Origin of the sequence: Cryobacterium zhongshanensis (assembly GCF_022760445.1) — a bacterium.
Lineage (GTDB): Bacteria > Actinomycetota > Actinomycetes > Actinomycetales > Microbacteriaceae > Cryobacterium > Cryobacterium algoricola.
Genome location: NZ_JALGAR010000004.1, coordinates 127,275 through 147,444 on the forward strand (window position 1 = coordinate 127,275; position 20,170 = coordinate 147,444).

Sequence of the window (20,170 nt, forward strand, 5' to 3'; positions counted from 1 at the left end):
GAAAACGGCACAGGTCAGCGGCCGGCGGCGAGCTACTCGGTGGCGAACCCGTCGAGCACGGCGGCGAGCTGGGCGACGGCCCAGTCGAGGTCGGCTTCGGAGACGCAGAGCGGCGGGGCGAGCCGGATCGTGGAGCCGTGGGTGTCCTTGGCCAGGACCCCGCGGACCATGAGCGCCTCGCAGACCGCGCGACCGCTTGCGAGATTCGGGTCGATGTCGATTCCGGCCCACAGCCCGGCGCCGCGGACCGCGACGACCCCGTGCCCGATGAGGCCGTTCAGCGCTTCGTGGAGGTGGGCGCCGAGCACGCGGGCGCGCTCCTGGTAGTCGCCCTCGGCCAGTATCCGCACGACGGCGAGGCCGACGGCGGCGGCGAGCGGGTTGCCGCCGAACGTCGAGCCGTGCTCGCCCGGGTGCAGCACGCCGAGCACGTCGCGGTTGCCGACGACCGCGGACACCGGAACGATGCCGCCGCCGAGGGCCTTGCCCAGGAGGTAGAGGTCGGGCACGACGCCGACGAGGTCGCACGCGAACGTGGCGCCGGTGCGGCCGAGGCCGGACTGGATCTCATCCGCGATGAAGAGCACGTTGTGGCGCGTGGTGATCTCGCGCACCGCGGGGAGGTAGTCGGCGGGCGGCACGACGATGCCGGCCTCGCCCTGGATCGGTTCGAGCAGCACGGCGACGGTGTTCTCGTCGATCGCGGCCTCGAGGGCAGCGGCGTCGCCGAACGGCACGGTGCGGAATCCGGGCGTGAACGGGCCGAAGCCCGCGCGGGCGGACTCATCGTCGGAGAAGCTGATGATCGTGGTGGTGCGGCCGTGGAAGTTGCCGCCGGCGACGATGATGTTCGCCCGGTCGGCCGCGACGCCCTTCACGCGGTAGCCCCAGGCGCGGGCGACCTTGATGCCGGACTCGACGGCCTCGGCGCCCGTGTTCATCGGAAGCACCATGTCCTTGTGGGCGAGCTCGGCGAGGGCCGTGACGAACGGGCCGAGCTGGTCGTTGTGGAAGGCGCGGCTCGTGAGGGTGATCCGGCCGAGCTGGGCGCGGGCGGCGTCGAGCAGCACGGGGTTCGAGTGGCCGAAGTTGACCGCGGAGTACGCGGCGAGACAGTCCAGGTAGCGCTTGCCGTCGACATCCGTCACCCAGGCACCGTCACCGGTCGCGACCACGACGGGCAGCGGGTGGTAGTTGTGGGCGGCGTGCTCCTCTTCGAGGGCGATGAAGGCGGCGGGCGTTGCGGATGCCTGCGTCGGGGCGCCGGGGGCGGCATCCGTCGTCTGCTCGGCGCGGTGCGCGCCCGGCCGGGTGTTCGTGGGGGCGCTCATCGGCGCAGCTCCAGGGTGCAGCACTTGACGCCGCCGCCGCCGAGGAGGAGCTCGGAGAGGTCGACGCCGATCGGGTTGTAGCCGCGTTCGCGGAGTTGGCCCTCGAAGTCCTTCGCGCGGGCGGCGATGACGACGTTGTAGCCGTCGGAGTAGGAGTTGAGGCCGAGGATCGCGGCGTCCTCCTCGGTGACGATGATCGCGTCGGGGTAGCGTTCACGCAACACGGCGAGGCTCGGTTCGTCGAAGGCGCTCGGCAGGTACGCGATGTTGGTGTCGTCGAGCACGGCGATCGCGGTGTCGAGGTGGTAGAAGCTCGGGTTGACGAGGTTGAGCGTGATGACCGGACGGCCGTAGATCGCGGAGACCTCCTCGTGGCTGTTCGAGGCGCTGCGGAAGCCGGTGCCGGCGAGGATGACGTCTCCGACGAGCAGGAAATCGCCCTCGCCCTCGTTGATCTCGACGGGCACGCGCACGTCGAAGCCGTTGGCGCGGAACCAGTCCATGTACGCGGGGCCCTCCGGCTGGCGCTCCGGGTACGTGAACGCGGCGCCGTAGGCGATGTTGTCGATGACGAATCCGCCGTTAGCGGCGTAGACCATGTCGGGCAGGCCGTCGATCGGGTCGATCAGGTGCACGTCGAAGCCGAGGCCGACGTAGGTGTCGTAGAGGGTCTGCCACTGGGCGACGGCGAGGCTCGTGTCGGTGGGGATGGCCGGGTCCATCCACGGGTTGATCCGGTACACGACGGTGAAGTAGTCGGGCTTGCACATCAGCACCGTGCGCTTGACGGCCGTGCGCACCGGGGCGAGCGCCGCGGTCGCTGGCGTCGTCGTGGGGTCGAGATCGATGGTCATGAGGTCTCCTTCGTCTGCGCTCCGTCGGCTTCTGCCGGAATCGGAACGCGGGGTGGATGGCGGACCAGGTCACTCATGAGAGCTCTGCGCGGCTGGACGACAGCCCACTGACTGCCGATCGGCACCGCACAGAGACGCCGTGCCCATTCTCACACAGCGTGAATCAACGTTGCACGCCAATATGCGCGCATAATCGGCGTGATTGTCGCCTTGTGCGCAGGATTTCCACGTCGCTGCGCCGAATTCCCCCTAGACTCTCGGAATGGACAACCTCGACCGCGGCATACTCGACCTTCTGCGACAGAATGCACGGGCCGGCTACGGAGACATCGGCTCTGTCGTCGGGCTGTCCGCCTCCGCGGTCAAGCGCCGGGTCGACCGGCTCGTCCTCGACGGGATCATCCGCGGCTTCACGATCCAGGTCGACCCCGCGATCGACGGCATGAGCACCGAGGCATATGTCGAGCTCTTCTGCCGTGGGACCGTCGCTCCCGACGAACTCCTCCGCATCCTCTCCGGGGTGCCGGAGGTCGTCGACGCCGGCACCGTCACGGGAAGCGCGGACGCGATCGTGCACATCCGGGCGCGCGACATCCCCGGGCTCGAGGCGGCACTCGAGAAGGTGCGCCTCGCACCCAACGTCGACCACACCCGCAGCGCGATCGTGCTCTCCCGGCTCATCCACCGCGCGGCCGAGTAGCCGCGCCGCGGCATCCGTCGCCCGTCGCCCGTCCAACCCTCACCGCCGCCCGCGAGAGTACGTTTTTGGCCCTTAAACGAGCAGTTTAAGGGCCAAAAGTGCGCTCTCGCGGGAAGAGCGAGCGGTCTTTGTCGGTCGTGACTAGGTGGGGATCGGGATGGGCTTCATCCGGATCGGCGCGAGGAACTGGATCAGGGTGACGGCCGTGATCGCACCGGCGCAGAGGATGCCGGCGAGCACGACGATCTGGAAACGCCCGGCCTCGAGCGGCGAGGCTCCGCCGAAGATCGCGCCGACGAATGCCCCGGGCAGGGTGACGAGACCCGTGGTCTTGGTCTGGTCGGTCGTCGGGATGATGGCGAAGTAGACCGCGCGGCGCGCCAGGTCGAGCGTCGACTGCCGCGGGGTCGCCCCGAGGGCCATCCAGCCCTCGACCTCGTCCCAGTGCTCGGTGACCGCCTCGCCGAAGCGCCGGCCGGTCAGGGTGGCGATCGACATCGCATTCCCGATGATGATGCCGCCGTAGGAGAGCACATACCGCGGGGAGAATTCGATGGCGCCGACCGAGAAGACCACGGTGAGCGTCGCGAGGATGCCGAGACCCATCGCTGCGGCGATCCAGCCGAAGTGCTGCCGAGTGGCGCCGAGCCGACGGTTGACCGTGCTCACGGCGGCGACGAACATCACGCTGAGGCCGACTCCGACCCAGAGCGGGTCAGAGATGATGCCGCTCAGGATGAGGCTGATCGCCGCGAGCTGGAGCGTGCCCCGGAGGATGGCGAGGGCAGGTGCGTACGGGCGGGGTACGTGGAAGCCGCGGAGCAGGGCGGTGACAACCGCGATCAGCAGCAGAACCCCGACGAGGCTGGGCAGCAGTCCGCCCAGTTCAGCGGGGAGGTCGGCGGGCCAGGTCACCTTCTGAGCCTAGCGAGCGTAGCGAGCTGCCCTGTTCGGGGTCGTTCCGAAACGAAGTCGGTCCCGCTCAGTGAAAAGTCAGTGAGCGACAGGGCCAGTGAACGGGAACGAATCTCGCTGCCGCCGGGATGGACCAGACGGAGATTGAGAGGTCACGGACTCGGCGCGGCCGGCGCAAGTGCGGCACGGGCCGCGTCGATCCGGCGCCGACGGGTCTCCGGCGTTTTCGCACCCTCGATCGCGAGGACGTGGGCGCGCTGGTTGCTGTAGGACAGCGCCCCGAAGGCCGCCCGGGCACCCGGTTGGTCGTCGAGCGCGGCGGCGAAGTCCGCGGGCACCTCGACCACCCGGGGTTCGGTGTCGAGCTCGACGTCGACCTCGATCTCGTCACCCGCCGCGACGCCGGCCTGCTCGCGGTTCTCCGCACTGAGCGCGATCATGTACGCGCCACGGTAGGGCGCGACCGAGCTGCGGTAGGTGTGGCCGGCGATCGTGACCCTGATGGCGTGGCGTTTGCCGGGGCCGAGGCCCGCGACGACCTCCTCCGGAACGCGGATGCCCGTTGCCGACTTTCCGGACAGTTCGAGGACGGTGGTGAATTTCATGGATCCGAGTATGGCGCGGCCGGCGGTTTCGCGCGAGTGCCCCCGCGGACTAGCTTGGTACATAACCGACACAAAGAGAGGCGGTGCGGGCATCATGAAGCTGATCATCGACGAGCACTCCCCGACGCCGCCCTTCGAGCAGCTGCGCCAGCAGGTCGTCGACGCCGTGCGAACCGGGACCGCCGCACCCGGCGACAAGCTGCCGACCGTGCGCAGGCTCGCCGACGAACTCGGGCTCGCGCCGAACACCGTGGCCAGGGCCTACCGCGAGCTCGAGCAGGGCGAGGTGATCGAGACCCGCGGCCGGCTGGGCTCCTTCATCGCGGCGACGGGCGACCCGACCAGGCGACAGGCGCAACGCGCTGCGGCCGAATTCGCCGAGCGGATGCGCGGGCTCGGCCTGGACGCGCAGGACGCGCTCGCGCTTGCGGCAGCCGCGCTCGGCATCCGCCCCTGAGCACACCGAATGCGCCCCGCCCTGCCGCGAAAGCGGGCGAATCGTCGGTGTGAACCCGTCATGCCGACGACTCAGCCGCTTTCGCGGCCGCCGGGTGCGGGGGGCTGGGCGTAGGCGGCGGCGAGGCGGCGGAAGCCCTCGTCGAGGGTCACCCGTGGGGTCCAGTGCAGGTCCGCGCGCGTCCGACGCTGGTCGAACCAGTGGGCGGTGGAGAGCTGTTCGGCGAGGAAGCGGGTCATCGGGGGTTCGTCGACTCCGGGGCGCACCCGCCAGGCGGCCTCGATCGCGGAGCCGCCCGCGCGCGCAAGGGCAGCGGGAACCGACCAGGCCGGTGGCCGCACGCCGGCGGCCCGGCACATGCCGTCGAGCAGCTCGGCGACCGGTCGGGGCTCGCCGTTGGTGATGACGTAGGCGTTGCCGTGCACGTCGGGCACCCGGTCGAGGGCGGCGCTGATCGCCGTCGCCGCGTTGTCCACGTAGGTCGTGTCGATGAGCGCCGCGCCGTGTCCGAGCAACGGGAGGCGGCCCGCCCGGGCCCGGTCGACGATGCGGGCGACGAGCTGGGTGTCCCCCGGGCCCCAGACCAGGTGCGGGCGCACGGCGACGACGCGCATGAGCGGAGAGTCGGCGTCGAGCGCGAGCAGTTCGGCCCTGGCCTTGGTGCGGGCGTAGTCACCGCGGGCGCGGGCCGGATCGGCCGGGCCGGCATCGCTGCCGACGATGGATGCGCCGGCGTGGGCGACCGAGGGAGAGGAGACGAACACGAAGCGCGAGACCCCGGCATCCACTGCCGCACCAAGGAGCGAGCGGGTGCCTTCGACGTTGACCGCCTCGAAGTCGCGCGGGTCACCGGCGAGGGACACCTTCGCGGCGAGGTGCACGACAGCATCCATGCCGATGACGGCATGTTTCAGGTCGACCTCGGCCGTCACGGAACCGAGCAGGTCGCGCGCCCCGGCCACGCCGGACGGCCGCCGCTGGAAGCAGCTCACCTCGTGCCCGGCCGCGACGAGCTCTGCCGCGACCGCACGACCGAGGAAGCCGCTTGCCCCGGTGACGAGCACCCGGAGGGCGGTCACGGCCGCGTCATCCGCCCACCGGAGAGGATGCCGCCCGCCCAGCGGGCGAGCCTGCTGCGGTCGATCTTGGAATTGTGCCGGATGTCTGTCGGCAGGTGCGGGACGACGAGCACGGCCGCGATCGGCGCTGTCGACGCGAGCCGGACCGCGGCGGCGAGCTCGCTGGACGCGAGTCGCACCCGGCGCGCAGCTGGCGTGGTCTCGACGACGGCGACGAGCTGCTGGGTGCCGACCGGCCCGATTCCGACGACGGCGGCCCGCGCCACGCCGGCGTGGCCCTGCGCGGGCCGGCCGCGGGTGTCACCGGTGACCGCAGCCCGGGGTATGGCCCGGATGCGCTCGATGGCTTGTTCGGGGCCGACGGGGGTGACCACTCCGGCGCTCGTCACGATGACGTGCGGCAGCCGGCCCTCGACCCAGAGCCTGCCGTCGACGTCGAGGTGGCCGACGTCGCCGGTGCGGTGCCAGCGTTCGCCCGTGATCGCGCCGCGCCTGGCCGCCCGGTCGGTGAGCCAGAGCCGGTCGTAGTGGTCTTCGACGTGGGGGGCGGAGACGACGATCTCACCGGTCACGCCGGTCTGCTCTGAGAGCTCGCCGGTGGCAGCACCCCGGTCGTCGAGTGCGCTGATCCGGATCCGGGTGGTCCCGGTGGGACAGCCGACGCAGACGCCGCCGGGGGCAGCCGTCGTCTCGACGTCACGGATGGCAGGGCGACCGGGATTGCGGATGCCGTTCGCGGCATCCGTTGTGGCCGGCGACGGGGCGCGCAGGCGGTCGCCCGTCGCGGCCCGGATGCCCTCGAGGGTGATGTCCGTCATCAGGAGTCCCTCGGTCATGCCGTACGGGGTATGGGCTGTCGCGCCCGGCATCAGCCGGGCGGCCGCGGCGAGGAGCGGCTCGGCGACCGGCGCACCGGCGGACAGGAAGCTGCGCACCCCGGCGAGGGATGCCCAGTCGGCGGGGCTGAGGCTCCCTGCGGTCGCGACGACGTTCGTGAGCGCTGCCGGCGACAGGAACACGACGGATGCGTCGATCGCGGCGACGGCGGCGGCCACGGCGGTCGCGGTGAGCGTCTTGGGCGAGGTGACGTCCATGTCGGGGGTGACCGATCGGGCACCGAGGGCGGGGCCGAGGAGGGCGAACGGTGCGAAACCGGCGACGAGGCCCGTGCCGGGGCCGACGCCGTACTGGGCGCGGAGGGCCCGGCTGACCGCGGCGAGCTGGCCGTTCGTATAGACGACGCCCTTGGCGGGCCCCGTCGAACCGGAGGTGAAGAGCACCGCCGCCGTATCGGCCGCGGTGGGCTCCTGCGGCAGTTCCTCCTCCGCGCCGAGCGACTCCAGCTCTGCGAGGGTGAAGGAGACGTCGAGGAGCCGGGCAAGGGGCTTGGCGAGGGTGACCGCGGCGATCTTCTGCCCCGGCCAGCCGAGCGCCCTGGCGGCGAGCAACCCGGGGGTCGCTCCGATGACGTGGTCTGGACGCGCGCCGCGGACGGCCCTGGTCAGGCCACGGAGGCCGAGGCCGGCATCCGCGACCACGACGACGGCGCCGATGCGTACGCAGGCATACAGCACCGCCGTGAGGTCGGCGCCCGGAGGAACGAGGAGCGAAACCCGGTCGCCCTTGCGGACGCCGATCTGATAGAGCCCGGTGGCCAGCTGGCGCACACGGGTGGACAGCTCGCGCCAGGTGACGCTGAGCTGAGCGGCGCCGTGGCCTGGCGCCATGTCGACGAGGGCGATGTCGTCGCTCTCCCGGAATTCATCGAGGTAGTGCCAGAGCGGCTGGTACCCGTCCCCGCCGGACCCGGACCCGGACCCGGGTGCGGTTTCCGCGTCCGAGATGTCCTTTTCCGGTCGAGAGTGACCGATAGAGCGGTCACTCTCGACCGGAACGGGCACGGCGGCGGGGACTGGGGCGCGCTCGGCGGCGGACACCGGGGAGGGCAGGGCGGCGAGCGGGGCGCGGTCGGCGAGCCAGGTCAGCGCGGCCGCGGCGTAGTCGACGTCCTCGGCCACCAGGTGACCGGCGCCTTCGAAGCGGTGCACGTCGGCATCGGTGAGCCGGTCGAGGAGGTCGTCGAGATACCGGTCGCTGAAGATCGGGTCGGTGGGGCCCCAGAGCAGCAGCGCCGGCACGCCGAGTCGGCGGATTCCGGAGGCGATGCGGTCGAGTTCCGGCGTGCTGACGGATCCGGGACCGACCGGGATGTCGGCGACGAACGCTCCGATCCCGCCGCGACGGGCGGCACCGCGGTACGGCGCCCGGTAGGCGCGTTTGACGGCGGCGGACAGGGGCGGATGCGCGAGCGCGAGCGTCGTGTCGAGGAACGCGGGCGTCGTGACGGTCGCGGTGCCGAGCACGCCGCCCTGCAGGGCCAGCCGCAGGGGCGCCGGAATCGCGGCGTCTTCCGGCTGGTGCACGGCGGTGTTGAGCAGCAGAACGCCTGCGAGCAGGTCCGGGTGGTCGACGGCCCAGCCGAGCGAGACGACTCCGCCCCAGTCGTGGCCGAAGGTGACGACCGGGCCGGCCAGGCCGAGTGCATCCGTGAGGTCGCCGAGGTCTGCGACCCGGCGCGCAAGGGGACGGACGGTCCCGGTGCGCTCGGAGAAGCCCATCTCGAGCTGGTCGACGGCGATCACGCGCCAGGCCTCTGCGCCGCGCGTTGCGGCATCCGTCGCCTGCGTCACGAGCGACCGCCACAGGTACGACCAGGTCGGGTTGCCGTGCACGCACAGGATCGTGCCGACCGGGGTGATGCCGCGGGACGCGAGCAGGGGCCCGTTGTCGAGCAGGTGCCAGGTGCGGATGCCGGCGCCCGGTTCCTCGGCCTCGACCAGTCTCGAGAACGCGGGGTCGAGCCCCGGCAGTCCCTCGGGCGGCAGGGCCGCCGGCGCGGGTGTCGCCGCGGCGCGCGGCAGGCGGTACTGGTGCTGTTGCCGGGGGTGGGTCATGGTGCGGCCGGTCACCAGGCCAGTTCCATCATGGCGGTGTTGAGGCCGGAGCCGACCCCCATGAGCAGCACCCGGTCACCGCGGCGCAGGGACTTCGCCTCTTCGGCGAGGGTGATCGGGATCGACGCCGGCCCGACGTTGCCGAACAACGGGTAGGTAAGGGGCACCCGCGCCCGGTCGAGCCCGGTGGCCTTTACGATCGCGTCGGTGTGCACGTCAGAGACCTGGTGCAGGATGTAGCGGTCCATGCTCGACCAGTTCCAGTCGCGCTTGGCTTCCGTCCAGGCCGAGACGACGAGTTCCATGCCGCCCTTGAGCAGCGCCTTGGCGTCGGTGAACATGCCGTCGACGCTTCCGACGCAGAGCCCGTTGAACTGGGTCGCGGCGCGTGTGACGCCGCCGAGTATGCGATGGCCCTCGGGATGCCGGTCGGCACGACCGAGGACGGCCGCCGCCGCCCCTGACCCGAGGGTCAGGCTGGCGAATTCGCTCATGAAGTCCTTGCGGCCGATGTCGGGCCGTCCGAGCCGGTCGATCGTGTTGGCCTGGATCTCGTCGGCGTCTTCGCCGTCGATCACCACGGCGTAGTCGACCTGGCCGGAGTCGATCAGCTGTGCGGCGAGGGTCATCCCGTTCACGAAACCGAGGCATGCGTTGGCGATGTCGAAGTTGGTCGCGGACGAGGGCAGACCGAGGCCGTGGTGGATCCGAACGGCGACGGAGGGCTCGAGGTGCTTGCGGGTGACCGAGGTGTTGATCAGGAGACCGACCTGGCCAGGCTCGACGCCCGCCTCGCTCAGGGCGCGCTTGCCCGCGGACACCGCCGCGTCGTCGAAGGCGAGGTCGCCACCCCAGTTGCGGCGTTCGTGGACACCGGCGACGCGCTGGAGCAGGCCGCTCGGGAGACGCAGGCGTTTCAGGGCCGGCTGCAGGCGACGGTCGATCTCGATCGAGGTCGTGACGATCGGCGCGAGGGTGCTCGCTACCGCCAAGAGCGCGACGTTTTTGTGCGACGTCTTTGCGTTTCCGTCCAAGTGCTGATCCCCTGTCGAGTTATGGCGCCGCTGTCACGCCACGGTCCCCGGTATTATCCCCCACTCAACTGGTCGTTCCTCGTGCACGCGCTGTGTGCTGCGCTCCCCTGACCGCCCGCCCCATCCGCGAGAGCGGAGGTTTGGCCCTTAACGCCGTGGTTTAAGGGCCAAATCTCCGCTCTCGCGGGCGCGGGTGAGCGCGCGGGGCGGGAGGGGCGGTCAGATGATGCCGGCGGAGAGGGTGCTCGGGTTGCCGAAGCGGTGCGCCGTGATCGAGATCGCCTGTTCCCGCAGGAACGGAAGCAACTCGACCCGGCCGGCCTGGGTGACCGGGTGGGCGTAGACGGCGACGTCGGGACTGCCGCGGAGGGCGTGCGCGAGCTGCGCCGCGGCATCCATCGCCCCGGTCAGCGGGTCGCCGCCGATGAGCCGCACGCGGCTCGTCGTGGTGCCGCCCGCCGCGGCGCGGGCGAGCCATTCGGCGTCGCTCTCGACCGTGACCGGGATCTCACGCTCGGCGAGGGCGCCCCGCACGATCGGCGGGATCGGGAGCGCGCTCGAGACGACGAACCGCGACTTCGAGAGGGTCGCTGCGATGAGCACCCGCAGCAGGTTGGACAGAGTGCCGTCCTCGGCGAGGCGCACTGTGACCGGCAGGGCCCGATAGCGGAACAGGTTGCGTTCGACGCCGAGCGCCGAGACGTCCTTGACCGCTCCGAACTCCTCGCGCCAGGCCAGGGCGTCGCTGAGGGCCGAGCGGCGCAGCACGTCGAAGTCGGCATAGTCGAGCACGGGCTGCGAGCCCTCGATGAGTTGCGTGACCCTCGGTTCGAGGCCGCGCAGGTGCAGTGTCGAGCTGTTCCTGCCCGGGTTGGTCACCCAGCTGCCGAGGCCGTAGAGATAGTTCGGTCCGCCGGCCTTCGTGCCGGCTCCCACCGACGAGCGCTTCCAGCCGCCGAACGGCTGGCGCTGCACGATCGCACCCGTGATCCCCCGGTTGACGTACAGGTTGCCGGCCTCGATCGTCTCGAGCCAGGTCGCGAGTTCCTCGGGGTCGAGCGAATGCAGGCCGGAGGTGAGTCCGAAGTCGACCGCGTTCTGAAAGCGGATGGCTTCCTCGAGCGTGCGCGCATGCATGACTCCCAGCACGGGACCGAAGAACTCGGTGAGGTGGAAGTAGGAACCGGGGGCGACGCCGGTGCGGATGCCCGGCGACCACAGCGCGCCGTCCTCGTCCAGCTGTTTCGGTTCGACGAGCCAGCTCTCGCCGACGCCGAGCTCGGTGAGGGCGTGCAGGAGCTTGCCGTTCGCGGGTTCGATGAGCGGGCCCATCTGGGTGACCGGGTCGGAGGGGCGACCGACCCGCAGGCTCGTCGCGGCGTCGACGAGCTGGCCGAGGAACCGCTCGGAGCGCGCGACGGACCCGACGAGGATGACGAGGCTCGCCGCGGAGCACTTCTGACCCGCGTGACCGAAGGCGCTCTTGACGACGTCGGCCGCCGCGAGGTCGAGGTCTGCGGACGGGGTGACGATGATCGCGTTCTTGCCGCTCGTCTCCGCGAGCAGCGGCAGGTCCTCGCGGAAGCTCCGGAACAGCTCCGCCGTCTCGTATGCCCCGGTCAGGATGACCCGGTCGACGGCGGGGTGGCCGATCAGGCGGGTGCCGAGTTCCCGGTCGGCGAGGTCGACGAGCGCGAGCAGCTCGCGGGGCACGCCGGCCTCCCAGAGCGCCTCGACCATGACCGCTCCGGAGCGCTGGGCGAGTTTCGCCGGCTTGACGATGACGCCGGAGCCTGCGGCGAGCGCCGCGAGCACCCCGCCTGCGGAGATCGCGACGGGGAAGTTCCACGGCGGCGTGACGACGGTGAGGCGCGGCGGCACGAAGATGGCGCCCTGGACGGCGTCGAGGTCACGGGCGCGTTCGGCGTAGTAGTGGGCGAAGTCGATGGCCTCGCTCACCTCGGGGTCGCCCTCCGCGATGGTCTTTCCGGTCTCCGCGGCCATCACCTCGATCAGGCGGTCGCGGTTCGCGGCGAGCGCGAGGCCGGCCCGGTGCAGGATCGCGGCCCGCTCCCCGCCGGGGCGCTGGCCCCACTCGTTGCCGCTTGCGGCGACGGTGTCGATGATGGCGTCGAGCTGCTCATCGGTGTCGACTCGGGCGGCGAGGATCGTGTCGATCCCGAGCCGTGAGCCCTCGACCTGGCTGAGGATCCGGCGCCCCCACGCCCGGTTGGCGGGCAGGGAGGGGTCGGTGTCCGGCTCGTTGTGGAACCGGCGGCCGGCGGCCCCGTTCCCCGCGCCGGCTCCGGCCCCCGCGTGCGTCAGAAGCGCGGCGGTGTCGCTGAGCGAGCCGCGGGTGAAGCCGAGCACGGCGTTGGTGAGGCCGAGGTCGTCGTCGGTGTGCTGCGCCGCTTCGGCCGCAGACTCCGTCGCTTCGAGCTGGGCGACCGCCGACCGGTCCTGGCTGCGGTTCGGTGCCGGCACGAAGGCCTCCGGCCCGACCGACGATTCGAGGGCCCCGAGCGAGGCGAGGAAGCGTTCCTTCTCGCGTTCGAAGAGCGGCGGCGAGGTGGTGAGCTCGAACACGGCCGACATGAAGTTGTCCTGGCTCGCGTTCTCCTCGAGGCGGCGGATCAGGTAGCTGATCGCCACGTCGAACTCGGCAGGGTTGACGACGGGCGTGTAGAGCAGCAGCTTGCCGACGTCCCGGCTCACGGCTTCCGCCTGGCTCGTCGCCATGCCCAGCAGCATCTCGAACTCGACCCGGTCGTCGACGCCGCGCCGCTTGGCGAGGAGGTGGGCCCACGCCACGTCGAAGAGGTTGTGCCCGGCGACGCCGATGCGGACGGCATCCGTGTTCTGCGGGGTCAGCGCCCAGTTGAGCACCCGCTTGTAGTTCGTGTCCGCGTCCTGCTTGGTGCCGTAGGTCGCGAGCGGCCAGTCGTGCACGATCGCGTCGACGTGCTCCATGGCGAGGTTGGCGCCCTTGACGACGCGCACCTTGATCGGGGCTCCCCCGGCCGCGCGCCGGCTCTGCGCCCAGTGGGTCAGGCCCTGCAGGGCGCCCAGGGCGTCGGGCAGGTAGGCCTGGAGCACGATCCCGGCCTCGAGGCCGAGCAGTCGGGGCTGGTCCAGGATGCGTTCGAAGACCGCGATCGTGAGGTCGAGGTCGCGGTATTCCTCCATGTCGAGGTTGATGAATTTCGGCACGGCGGATGCCGCAGCGAGCTCGTACAGCGGCGTCAGCCTCTCGACGACCCGCGTCACGGCCTCGTCGAATGACCACATCGAGAGCTGGCTCGCGATCGACGACACCTTGATCGAGACGTAGTCGACGTCGGGGCGGGCGAGCAGCGCCCTGGTGCCCTCGAGCCGGCGCAGGGCTTCCTTCTCGCCGAGCACGGCCTCACCGAGCAGGTTGATGTTGAGCCGGTTGCCGGATTCGCGCAGGCTCGCGATCGCGGGCCCGAGCTTGTCCGGCGTCGCATCGACGACGAGGTGCCCGACCATCTGCCGCAGCACCTTGCGTGCGGCGGGGATGACGACCCACGGCAGCACCGGGCCGAGCACGCCGCCGAGGCCGATGGCGCCGCGCAGGTACCCGGGCAGGAAGCCGGGGGCCTTCTTCGCGACGGCCTGCAGGTTGTAGCCGGCGACCATGAGGTCCTGGGGGCGCATGACGCCGTCGACGAAGCCGACCGTGAAGTCGAGGCCGTTCGGGTCCTTGAGCACGCCCGCGAGGCGTTCGGCCGAGACGTCGGCCGGAATGGCGGTGCTTTCCGCGAGCCACTTCCTGACGAGCGTGACGACCTCCGCGCTCTGGGCCTGGTGCACGACGGACGGTGAGCTGCTCATGGTCACGAGGGTAGTCTTTCGCTCGCGCAACGGCCGGGAGCCGTTCCGGGGGGACGGAATCTGAGTCCAGTGTCGCGGGAACTTCCGATAAGCAAAAGCGAACGTTAGTGCAGGGTATTGGTTAGTATTTGTGTGCATTGGAGCCGAGCGGGAGGTGACGGGATGTTGGACATCCGACGCCTGCGCCTGCTGCGCGAACTGAAGATCCGCGGCACCCTCGCCGGGGTCGCCGAGGCGCTCTCCTACAGCCCGTCCGCGGTGTCCCAGCAACTCGCCCTGCTCGAGAAGGAAACGGGCGTCGAGCTCCTGCACAAGGTCGGCCGCCGCGTACAGCTCACCGCCCAGGCCGAGATCCTCGTCGAGCACACCACCCACCTGCTCGAACGGCTCGAAATCGCGGAGGCCGAGATGATGGCCTCGCTCACGACCGTCTCCGGAACCGTGCGGGTGGCCGTCTTCCAGTCCGCGTCGCACGCCGTGATCCCCCGCGCGCTGACCCTCCTCGCCGCCGAGTTCCCCGAACTGCGCATCGAGGTGACCGAGCGCGAGCCGGAGCGCGGCCTCTTCGAAGTGAGCGCCCGTGACTTCGACCTCGTCCTCGCCGAGCAGTACCCGGGGCACGGGCGGGCGCACCGGGCCGACCTCGACCGGGTGAACCTGACGACGGATGCGCTCAGGCTCGCGCTGCCGCCCGCGAGCGGGGGCGCGAGCGCGGGCGGCGCCGTGGATGCCTCCGCGACTCTCGCCGAGATGGCGCGGCTTTCGTGGGTCATGGAACCGCTCGGGACCGTCTCCCGCTCGTGGGCGACCCAGCTCTGCCGCGACGCCGGGTTCGAACCCGACGTCCGGTTCGAGACCGCCGACCTGATCGCGCACATCCGCCTGATCGAATCGGGGAATGCCGTCGGTATCCTGCCCGACCTGGTCTGGGCGGGCGCCGCCCCCACGGTGCACCTCGTCGACCTGCCCGGCAACCCGCGCCGCACCCTCTTCTCGGCCGCGCGCCGCTCGAGCACGAGGCGGCCGGGCGTCGTCGCCGTGCGCGATGCGCTCGCCCGCTCCGTCGAGCCTTGACGGGGAGCACGGGCGGGCTTTCACTGGGTGAAGCACGCCAGGAGCCGCGTGCGGAATGGGAGCCCCCGTGAGCACTCACCTCGCCCGCCGCATCCTCGTCGCCGTCGCGGCGGCCAGCGTCGCCGTCGCGCTGTCCGGGTGCGGGGCATCCGCCGGAAGCGCCGCGACCGGAGTCTGGGGCGACCCCGGTGCCGCCCGGACGCCGAGCCTCGAGCTCCACGAAGACCGTTCGCTCTCCGGAACCGACGGCTGCAACCGGCTCGTGGGCACCTGGAAGATGAGCGGTGACCGGATCGAGTTCGGTCCCCTCGCCTCGACCCTGATGGCCTGCGAGGGTGTCGACACCTGGCTGGGATCCGCGACGGCCGCGACCATCGACGGGTCGACGATGACTCTCACGGACCAGGGTGGGAAGAAGATCGGCACCCTCGAGCGCCAGCCGACGAGCAGCCCGAGCTGACCGGCACCGCGGCCGACACACCGTGCAGGCGGTGGAGACGGACAAGTGGCCCCACTCGAGCCATTGAGCGCTTGCCCTTCTCAATCGCATCGCTGTCAGTTGTTTTACTTCTGCACGCGCCTCGCCTAGCGTGAACCGACATGAAGACTTTCACCCTGCCCGGCACCGATATCGTCGCCCCGAACGTCATCCTCGGCCTGATGCGCATCCAGGAGAAGAGCGACGACGAGGTCCGCGAACTCGTGCGCACCGCCCGCGACGCCGGGATCGATTTCCTCGACCACGCCGACATCTACGGCTCGGAACTGCACGGTTGCGAGCGCCGCTTCGGCGAGGCGCTGCAGCTCACCCCCGCACAGCGTGACGCCATCACGATCCAGACGAAGACGGGAATCGTCGGGGACGGACCGTACTTCGATTTCTCCTACGAGCACATCGTCGAGTCCGTCGAGGGCTCTCTCGCCGCCCTGCGGACGGACCACATCGACATCCTGCTGCTGCACCGCCCCGACGCCCTCGTCGAACCGGAGGAGGTCGCCCGCGCGTTCGACGAACTCGAGGCGGCAGGCAAGGTGCGGGCGTTCGGCGTCTCGAACCACACCCCGCGCCAGATCGACCTGCTGCAGAAGTACGTGCGCCAGCCGATCGTCGTCAACCAGCTGCAGCTCTCGCTGACCCACGCACCGATCATCGCCCAGGGGGTTGCCGCGAACATGAGCGCCCAGGAGCAGTCCGTCACCCGCGACGGGGGCGGCATCGTCGACTACTGCCGCCTGAACGACATCACCATCCAGGCCTGGTCGCCGTTCCAGGCCGGCTTCTTCACGGGGGTGTTCCTCGGCTCGCCCGAGTACCCCGAACTCAACGCCGTCATCGACCGGCTCTCCGCGCACTACGGCGTCCCGCCGATCGCGATCGCGACCGCCTGGATCCTCCGGCACCCCGCGAGGATGCAGGTCGTGCTCGGCACCACCACCCCCGAGCGCGTCGCCGGCGCGGCCCAGGGCTCCGACGTGTCGCTCACCCGGGCAGAGTGGTACGAACTGTTCCGCGCCGCCGGACACATCGTTCCCTGAACCGCGGCCCCGCTTGCGCGACCGGTCGTGCGACCGGTCGCGCCTGGGCAGGGCCCTGGCGCGGTTGCTAGTCTCGAGGCGTGACGGAACCCACTCATGACGTTGTCATCGTCGGCGGCGGACACAACGGACTGACCGCCGCCGCGTACCTCGCCCTCGCCGGCCGCAGTGTGATCGTGCTCGAGCGTGCGGAGCATGTCGGCGGCGCCGCGGTCTCGGCCGAGGCCTTCGCCGGCGTCGACGCCCGCCTCTCGCGCTATTCCTACCTCGTCAGCCTGCTGCCGCAGCGGATCGTCGAGGAACTCGGTCTCGAGATCGGTCTCGCCCGGCGCCGCTTCTCCTCGTACACGCCGAACCCGGCCGACCCGACCGGCGGCCTCCTCGTCGACAACGGCGATGCCGCGGCCACCCTGGCGAGCTTCGACCGCATCGGCGCCGGCGCAGACGCCCCCGCCTGGGCCGCCTTCTACGCCGACACCGCACGGCTCGCCCGGGCGGTCTTCCCCACGGTCTGCGAACCCCTGCCGACCCGCTCGGAGGCCAGGCTCCTGCTCGGCGACGACGCCCTGTGGGATCGCTTCGTCGAGCATCCGCTCGGCCGCACCATCACCGAGACCTTCACGAACGACCTCGTGCGCGGCGTCGTCGCGACCGACGGCCTGATCGGCACGTTCACGGCGACGGATGCCGCGGACCTCGCCGCGAATCGCTGCTTCCTCTATCACGTGATCGGCAACGGAACCGGGGACTGGGACGTGCCGATCGGCGGGATGGGCGCCGTGACGGGCGAACTCGAGAAGGCCGCCCGGCAGGCAGGCGCCCGGATCGTGACCGACGCCGAGGTGACGAGCGTCGGCCCGGACGGAACCGTGCGCTACCGGCGCGGCGGCAGCATCCGCGAGGTCGCCGGAACGGTCGTGCTCTCCGGTGTCGCGCCCTGGGTGCTCGAGCATCTCCTCGCAGCGGATGCCGGCGGCAGGGACGATCCCGACGGCTCCCACCCGACCCCCGCAGAGCCTGCGCCCAAGCCGGAGGGCGCCCAGGTGAAGGTCAACCTGCTGCTGCGCCGGCTGCCGAGGCTCCGCGACCGGGCGGTCTCCCCCGAGGCCGCGTTCGGCGGAACCTTCCACATCAACGAGGCGTACACCCAGCTCGAGGGCGCGTACGACGAGGCCGTCCGCGGGATCATCCCGGACCGGTTGCCGTGCGAGATCTACTGCCACTCCCTCAGCGACCCGAGCATCCTCTCGCCGGAACTCGCGGCATCCGGCGCCCACACCCTCACCGTCTTCGGGCTGCACGCGCCGAACCGCTGGCTGAGCGATGAGAACAACGACGCGACGCGGGAGCGGCTGCAGGAGGCCGTGCTCGCCTCGCTCAACTCGGTGCTCGCCGAGCCGATCGAGGACCTGCTGCTGACGGATGCCGCCGGCCGGCCCTGCATCGAGACCAAGACGACCCTCGACCTCGAGCACGCCCTCAACATGCCGGGCGGCAACATCTTCCACGGTCCGCTCGAGTGGCCGTTCCTCGAGGACGACGCCCCGAGAGGCACCCCTGCCGAGCGCTGGGGCGTCGCGACCCGGCATCCCCGCATCCTGGTCTGCGGCGCCGGAGCCCGGCGCGGCGGCGGGGTCAGCGGCATCGGCGGGCACAACGCCGCGATGGCGGTGCTCGAGGCGGAGCTCGACGCCTGAGTCCGCCGCGCTGAACCCGGCGACCGAATGCGGCGCGCCGGGGCACGCGGACCGGGCCGGCACACACGGCACTGTGGCACGGGGATGCCCAACGGGTTTAGCCTGAAGACACGGCTCGTGTTTCACTCACCGCGGAGGTTCCCATGTCAGCCAAGCCCACCGGTCGCCTCGCCCATCGCGAGGACGGGCTGTACCTTATGCTCGATCGTCTCTTCACCGCACCCATCGACGACGTCTGGGCGAGCGTCAGCCGTCCCGGCGGCCTCGCCGGGTGGATCGGCACCTACACCGGTGCGCCGGAGACCGGCGCCGTGCGCTTCAAGCTCTCCGAAGCGGATGCCGAGTGGACGTACGTGACGATCCTCAAGTGCATCCCGCCGAAGCGGTTCACCCTCAACATCGGGGAGGGCGAGGCGGCCAGGCACGTGATCCTGCACCTCGTCGAGGGCGCGGGCATGACGACCCTCACCCTGGGACAGCGCCTGCACTCCGCCGCGGACGCCGCACGGGTCGGGCCGTTCTGGGACTACTACCTCGACCGCCTCGTCGCAGCGCGGACCGGCCAGCCGCTGCCTGCGCACGAGCACTATGCCGGTGCGCACGAGCTCTACTACTCCGAGCTCATCGTCCCGGCCAAGCCCCCGGTCACCCCCGTCCCGGCGCCGCCGCGCGCCTAGTCCTCGCGGGGGCCACCCCGAACGCCAGCGCTTCCGCGCGCGTGCGCGCGTGCGCGTCTTCGCGTCTTCGCGTCTGCGCGTCTGCGCGTCTGCGCGTCTGCGCGTCTGCGCGTCCACTCGGGCCGCCGCGCGCCTGGTCCTGCCGGGCGACTACTCCCAGTGGCTCGGTGCGGCCGCGCGGGTCGCGGGCAGGGCGACGTCCGCGCTCCACTCGAGCAGCCAGGCCGGAACGGTGATCCCGGCGGGCACCGGTCCGACGGCGGAGAGCAGTTCCTCGATGCCGACGACGCCCCCGCTGCGTTTGAGGAAGCGACCCCGGATGAAGCCGAGCGCGAGGATCTCGGGGTTCCCGTCGACATCCGGTCGCACGAAGCGCTGCTCGACGTAGACGGCCTTCTCGTCGAAGCCGAGGATGCGCGACTCGACGGTGAACCGCTGGCCGACGGTGAGCGACTTGCGGAAGCTGATGGTCTCGCTCACGACGACGGGGTACCAGCCCCGTGCGGTGAAGATCGGCCAGATGCCGGTGCGGTGCAGGAGGTCGAGCCTGGCGATGTCCATGATCGACAGGTAGACCCCGTTGTTCATGTGCCGCAGGATGTCCTGGTCGGTCGGCAGCGTCACGAACCGGGTCCTGACGACGTCGTACGGCCCGACCCGCGGGCCGCGCTTCGACAGCCAGCCATGGAATAGGGTGCGGATCAGCATATGCATTCTGCGATGCTAACGCGTCCTGCGATTGGGTAGCATTCCGATATGGTCCCGATCGATCACCTGCTCACGTTCGCGCTCGCCTCCGTCGCCCTCATCGCGCTGCCGGGGCCGACCGTGCTCTTCGTGATCGGCCGCTCCCTCGCGCTCGGGCGTCTCGGCGGCTTCCTGAGCGTGCTCGGCAACGCCCTCGGGATGCTGCCCCTCATCGCGGCCGTCGCGCTCGGCCTCGGCGCGATCGTGACCCAGTCTGTCGTGGTCTTCACGATCGTCAAGTTCGTCGGCGCCGCATACATCGTCTACCTCGGCATCCACGCGATCCGGCACCGCGGCGCGGTCACCCCGGCCCGCGGCGCGAGTCTCGTCGCCCGGCCGTGGTGGCGGCTGCTCGCCGAGGGGTCCGTCGTCGGCGCCACGAACCCCAAATCGATCGTGTTCTTCGTGGCCGTGCTTCCCCAGTTCGTCGACTATCACGCGGGAGCCGTTCCGCTGCAACTCCTCACGCTCGGCACGCTCTTCGTCGTGCTCGCCCTCGCGGGCGACAGCGTCTGGGCCATCGCCGCCGGGTCGGCACGGACGTGGTTCGCGAAGTCGCCGAAGCGGCTCGAGAAGCTCTCCGCGGGCGGCGGGGTCATGATGATCGGCCTCGGCGGCGTCCTCGCGGCGACCGGCGCCCAGAGCTGACCCCCGC

The 20,170-nt window shown here is 71.1% G+C and carries 17 protein-coding genes; 8 read left to right on the forward strand and 9 right to left on the reverse strand.

Going from position 1 to position 20,170, the window contains the following annotated elements; genetic code table 11:
* Positions 1-32: 32 nt before the first annotated feature.
* Both rocD and ddaH read right to left on the reverse strand, forming a co-directional pair.
* On the reverse strand, positions 33-1,331 hold the full coding sequence (gene rocD, locus MQH31_RS14780) for an ornithine--oxo-acid transaminase (protein ID WP_243012692.1): 1,299 nt from the start codon (positions 1,329-1,331) through the stop codon (positions 33-35).
* A complete protein-coding gene (gene ddaH, locus MQH31_RS14785) occupies positions 1,328-2,185 on the reverse strand; it encodes a dimethylargininase (RefSeq protein WP_243012693.1) in 858 nt (285 codons plus the stop codon). The genes rocD and ddaH overlap by 4 nt, the downstream gene beginning before the upstream one ends.
* A gap of 262 nt (positions 2,186-2,447) precedes the next feature.
* Between ddaH and MQH31_RS14790 the strand changes: the two genes are divergently transcribed.
* Positions 2,448-2,885 carry an Lrp/AsnC family transcriptional regulator gene (locus MQH31_RS14790; protein ID WP_134534606.1) on the forward strand — a complete coding sequence of 146 codons (438 nt, stop codon included), beginning with the start codon at positions 2,448-2,450 and terminating at the stop codon, positions 2,883-2,885.
* 141 nt (positions 2,886-3,026) lie between these two features.
* Here MQH31_RS14790 and MQH31_RS14795 read toward each other — a convergent pair whose 3' ends face one another.
* Positions 3,027-3,800, reverse strand: coding sequence for an ABC transporter permease (locus MQH31_RS14795; RefSeq protein ID WP_243012694.1), 774 nt, complete (start codon positions 3,798-3,800; stop codon positions 3,027-3,029).
* A 152-nt stretch (positions 3,801-3,952) separates the two neighbouring features.
* Positions 3,953-4,405 (reverse strand): YdeI/OmpD-associated family protein, encoded by a 453-nt coding sequence (locus MQH31_RS14800; protein ID WP_243012695.1) that lies wholly within the window; start codon positions 4,403-4,405, stop codon positions 3,953-3,955.
* Positions 4,406-4,499: 94 nt separating this feature from the next.
* On the opposite strand from MQH31_RS14800, the gene MQH31_RS14805 reads away from it, so the two are divergent.
* Entirely contained in the window at positions 4,500-4,862 is a 363-nt protein-coding gene (locus tag MQH31_RS14805; protein ID WP_243012696.1) for a GntR family transcriptional regulator, read from the forward strand.
* Between the two features lie 71 nt (positions 4,863-4,933).
* On the opposite strand, the gene MQH31_RS14810 is transcribed toward MQH31_RS14805, so the two are convergent.
* From MQH31_RS14810 to MQH31_RS14825, 4 genes are all read right to left on the reverse strand, one after another.
* Complete coding sequence (locus tag MQH31_RS14810) at positions 4,934-5,941, reverse strand: NAD-dependent epimerase/dehydratase family protein (RefSeq protein ID WP_243012697.1); 1,008 nt, start codon at positions 5,939-5,941, stop codon at positions 4,934-4,936.
* A complete protein-coding gene (locus tag MQH31_RS14815; RefSeq protein ID WP_243012854.1) occupies positions 5,938-8,895 on the reverse strand; it encodes an alpha/beta fold hydrolase in 2,958 nt (985 codons plus the stop codon). Before MQH31_RS14815 ends, MQH31_RS14810 begins: the two co-directional genes overlap by 4 nt.
* A gap of 11 nt (positions 8,896-8,906) precedes the next feature.
* Positions 8,907-9,929, reverse strand: a complete 1,023-nt coding sequence (locus MQH31_RS14820) for a 3-oxoacyl-ACP synthase III (protein ID WP_243012698.1) — start codon at positions 9,927-9,929, stop codon at positions 8,907-8,909.
* Positions 9,930-10,148: 219 nt separating this feature from the next.
* On the reverse strand, positions 10,149-13,784 hold the full coding sequence (locus MQH31_RS14825; RefSeq protein WP_243012699.1) for a proline dehydrogenase family protein: 3,636 nt from the start codon (positions 13,782-13,784) through the stop codon (positions 10,149-10,151).
* 162 nt (positions 13,785-13,946) lie between these two features.
* On the opposite strand from MQH31_RS14825, the gene MQH31_RS14830 reads away from it, so the two are divergent.
* The 5 genes from MQH31_RS14830 (at position 13,947) to MQH31_RS14850 (ending at position 18,768) form a co-directional block, all read left to right on the forward strand.
* Positions 13,947-14,858, forward strand: coding sequence for a LysR family transcriptional regulator (locus tag MQH31_RS14830; RefSeq protein ID WP_243012700.1), 912 nt, complete (start codon positions 13,947-13,949; stop codon positions 14,856-14,858).
* A gap of 67 nt (positions 14,859-14,925) precedes the next feature.
* The gene (locus MQH31_RS14835; protein WP_243012701.1) at positions 14,926-15,318 is read left to right on the forward strand and encodes an META domain-containing protein; all 393 of its coding nucleotides are present in this window, start codon (positions 14,926-14,928) and stop codon (positions 15,316-15,318) included.
* A 140-nt stretch (positions 15,319-15,458) separates the two neighbouring features.
* Positions 15,459-16,394: an aldo/keto reductase gene (locus tag MQH31_RS14840; RefSeq protein WP_243012702.1), complete on the forward strand. Its 936-nt coding sequence runs from the start codon at positions 15,459-15,461 to the stop codon at positions 16,392-16,394.
* A gap of 80 nt (positions 16,395-16,474) precedes the next feature.
* Positions 16,475-18,091 carry a phytoene desaturase family protein gene (locus MQH31_RS14845; protein WP_243012703.1) on the forward strand — a complete coding sequence of 539 codons (1,617 nt, stop codon included), beginning with the start codon at positions 16,475-16,477 and terminating at the stop codon, positions 18,089-18,091.
* Positions 18,092-18,234: 143 nt separating this feature from the next.
* Positions 18,235-18,768 (forward strand): SRPBCC domain-containing protein, encoded by a 534-nt coding sequence (locus tag MQH31_RS14850; RefSeq protein WP_134534616.1) that lies wholly within the window; start codon positions 18,235-18,237, stop codon positions 18,766-18,768.
* A gap of 150 nt (positions 18,769-18,918) precedes the next feature.
* On the opposite strand, the gene MQH31_RS14855 is transcribed toward MQH31_RS14850, so the two are convergent.
* Positions 18,919-19,482 carry an acyl-CoA thioesterase gene (locus MQH31_RS14855; protein WP_243012704.1) on the reverse strand — a complete coding sequence of 188 codons (564 nt, stop codon included), beginning with the start codon at positions 19,480-19,482 and terminating at the stop codon, positions 18,919-18,921.
* Positions 19,483-19,524: 42 nt separating this feature from the next.
* Between MQH31_RS14855 and MQH31_RS14860 the strand changes: the two genes are divergently transcribed.
* A complete protein-coding gene (locus MQH31_RS14860; RefSeq protein WP_134534618.1) occupies positions 19,525-20,163 on the forward strand; it encodes a LysE family translocator in 639 nt (212 codons plus the stop codon).
* The last annotated feature ends 7 nt before the right edge of the window (positions 20,164-20,170 follow it).

Bases quoted from the DNA above. Each gene is read 5' to 3' on its own strand.
- rocD (WP_243012692.1), bottom strand. From the start codon at position 1,331: ATGAGCGCCCCCACGAACACCCGGCCGGGCGCGCACCGCGCCGAGCAG.
- ddaH (WP_243012693.1), bottom strand. From the start codon at position 2,185: ATGACCATCGATCTCGACCCCACGACGACGCCAGCGACCGCGGCGCTC.
- MQH31_RS14790 (WP_134534606.1), top strand. From the start codon at position 2,448: ATGGACAACCTCGACCGCGGCATACTCGACCTTCTGCGACAGAATGCA.
- MQH31_RS14800 (WP_243012695.1), bottom strand. From the start codon at position 4,405: ATGAAATTCACCACCGTCCTCGAACTGTCCGGAAAGTCGGCAACGGGC.
- MQH31_RS14805 (WP_243012696.1), top strand. From the start codon at position 4,500: ATGAAGCTGATCATCGACGAGCACTCCCCGACGCCGCCCTTCGAGCAG.
- MQH31_RS14815 (WP_243012854.1), bottom strand. From the start codon at position 8,895: ATGACCCACCCCCGGCAACAGCACCAGTACCGCCTGCCGCGCGCCGCG.
- MQH31_RS14825 (WP_243012699.1), bottom strand. From the start codon at position 13,784: ATGAGCAGCTCACCGTCCGTCGTGCACCAGGCCCAGAGCGCGGAGGTC.
- MQH31_RS14830 (WP_243012700.1), top strand. From the start codon at position 13,947: ATGTTGGACATCCGACGCCTGCGCCTGCTGCGCGAACTGAAGATCCGC.
- MQH31_RS14840 (WP_243012702.1), top strand. From the start codon at position 15,459: ATGAAGACTTTCACCCTGCCCGGCACCGATATCGTCGCCCCGAACGTC.
- MQH31_RS14850 (WP_134534616.1), top strand. From the start codon at position 18,235: ATGTCAGCCAAGCCCACCGGTCGCCTCGCCCATCGCGAGGACGGGCTG.
- MQH31_RS14855 (WP_243012704.1), bottom strand. From the start codon at position 19,482: ATGCATATGCTGATCCGCACCCTATTCCATGGCTGGCTGTCGAAGCGC.
- MQH31_RS14860 (WP_134534618.1), top strand. From the start codon at position 19,525: ATGGTCCCGATCGATCACCTGCTCACGTTCGCGCTCGCCTCCGTCGCC.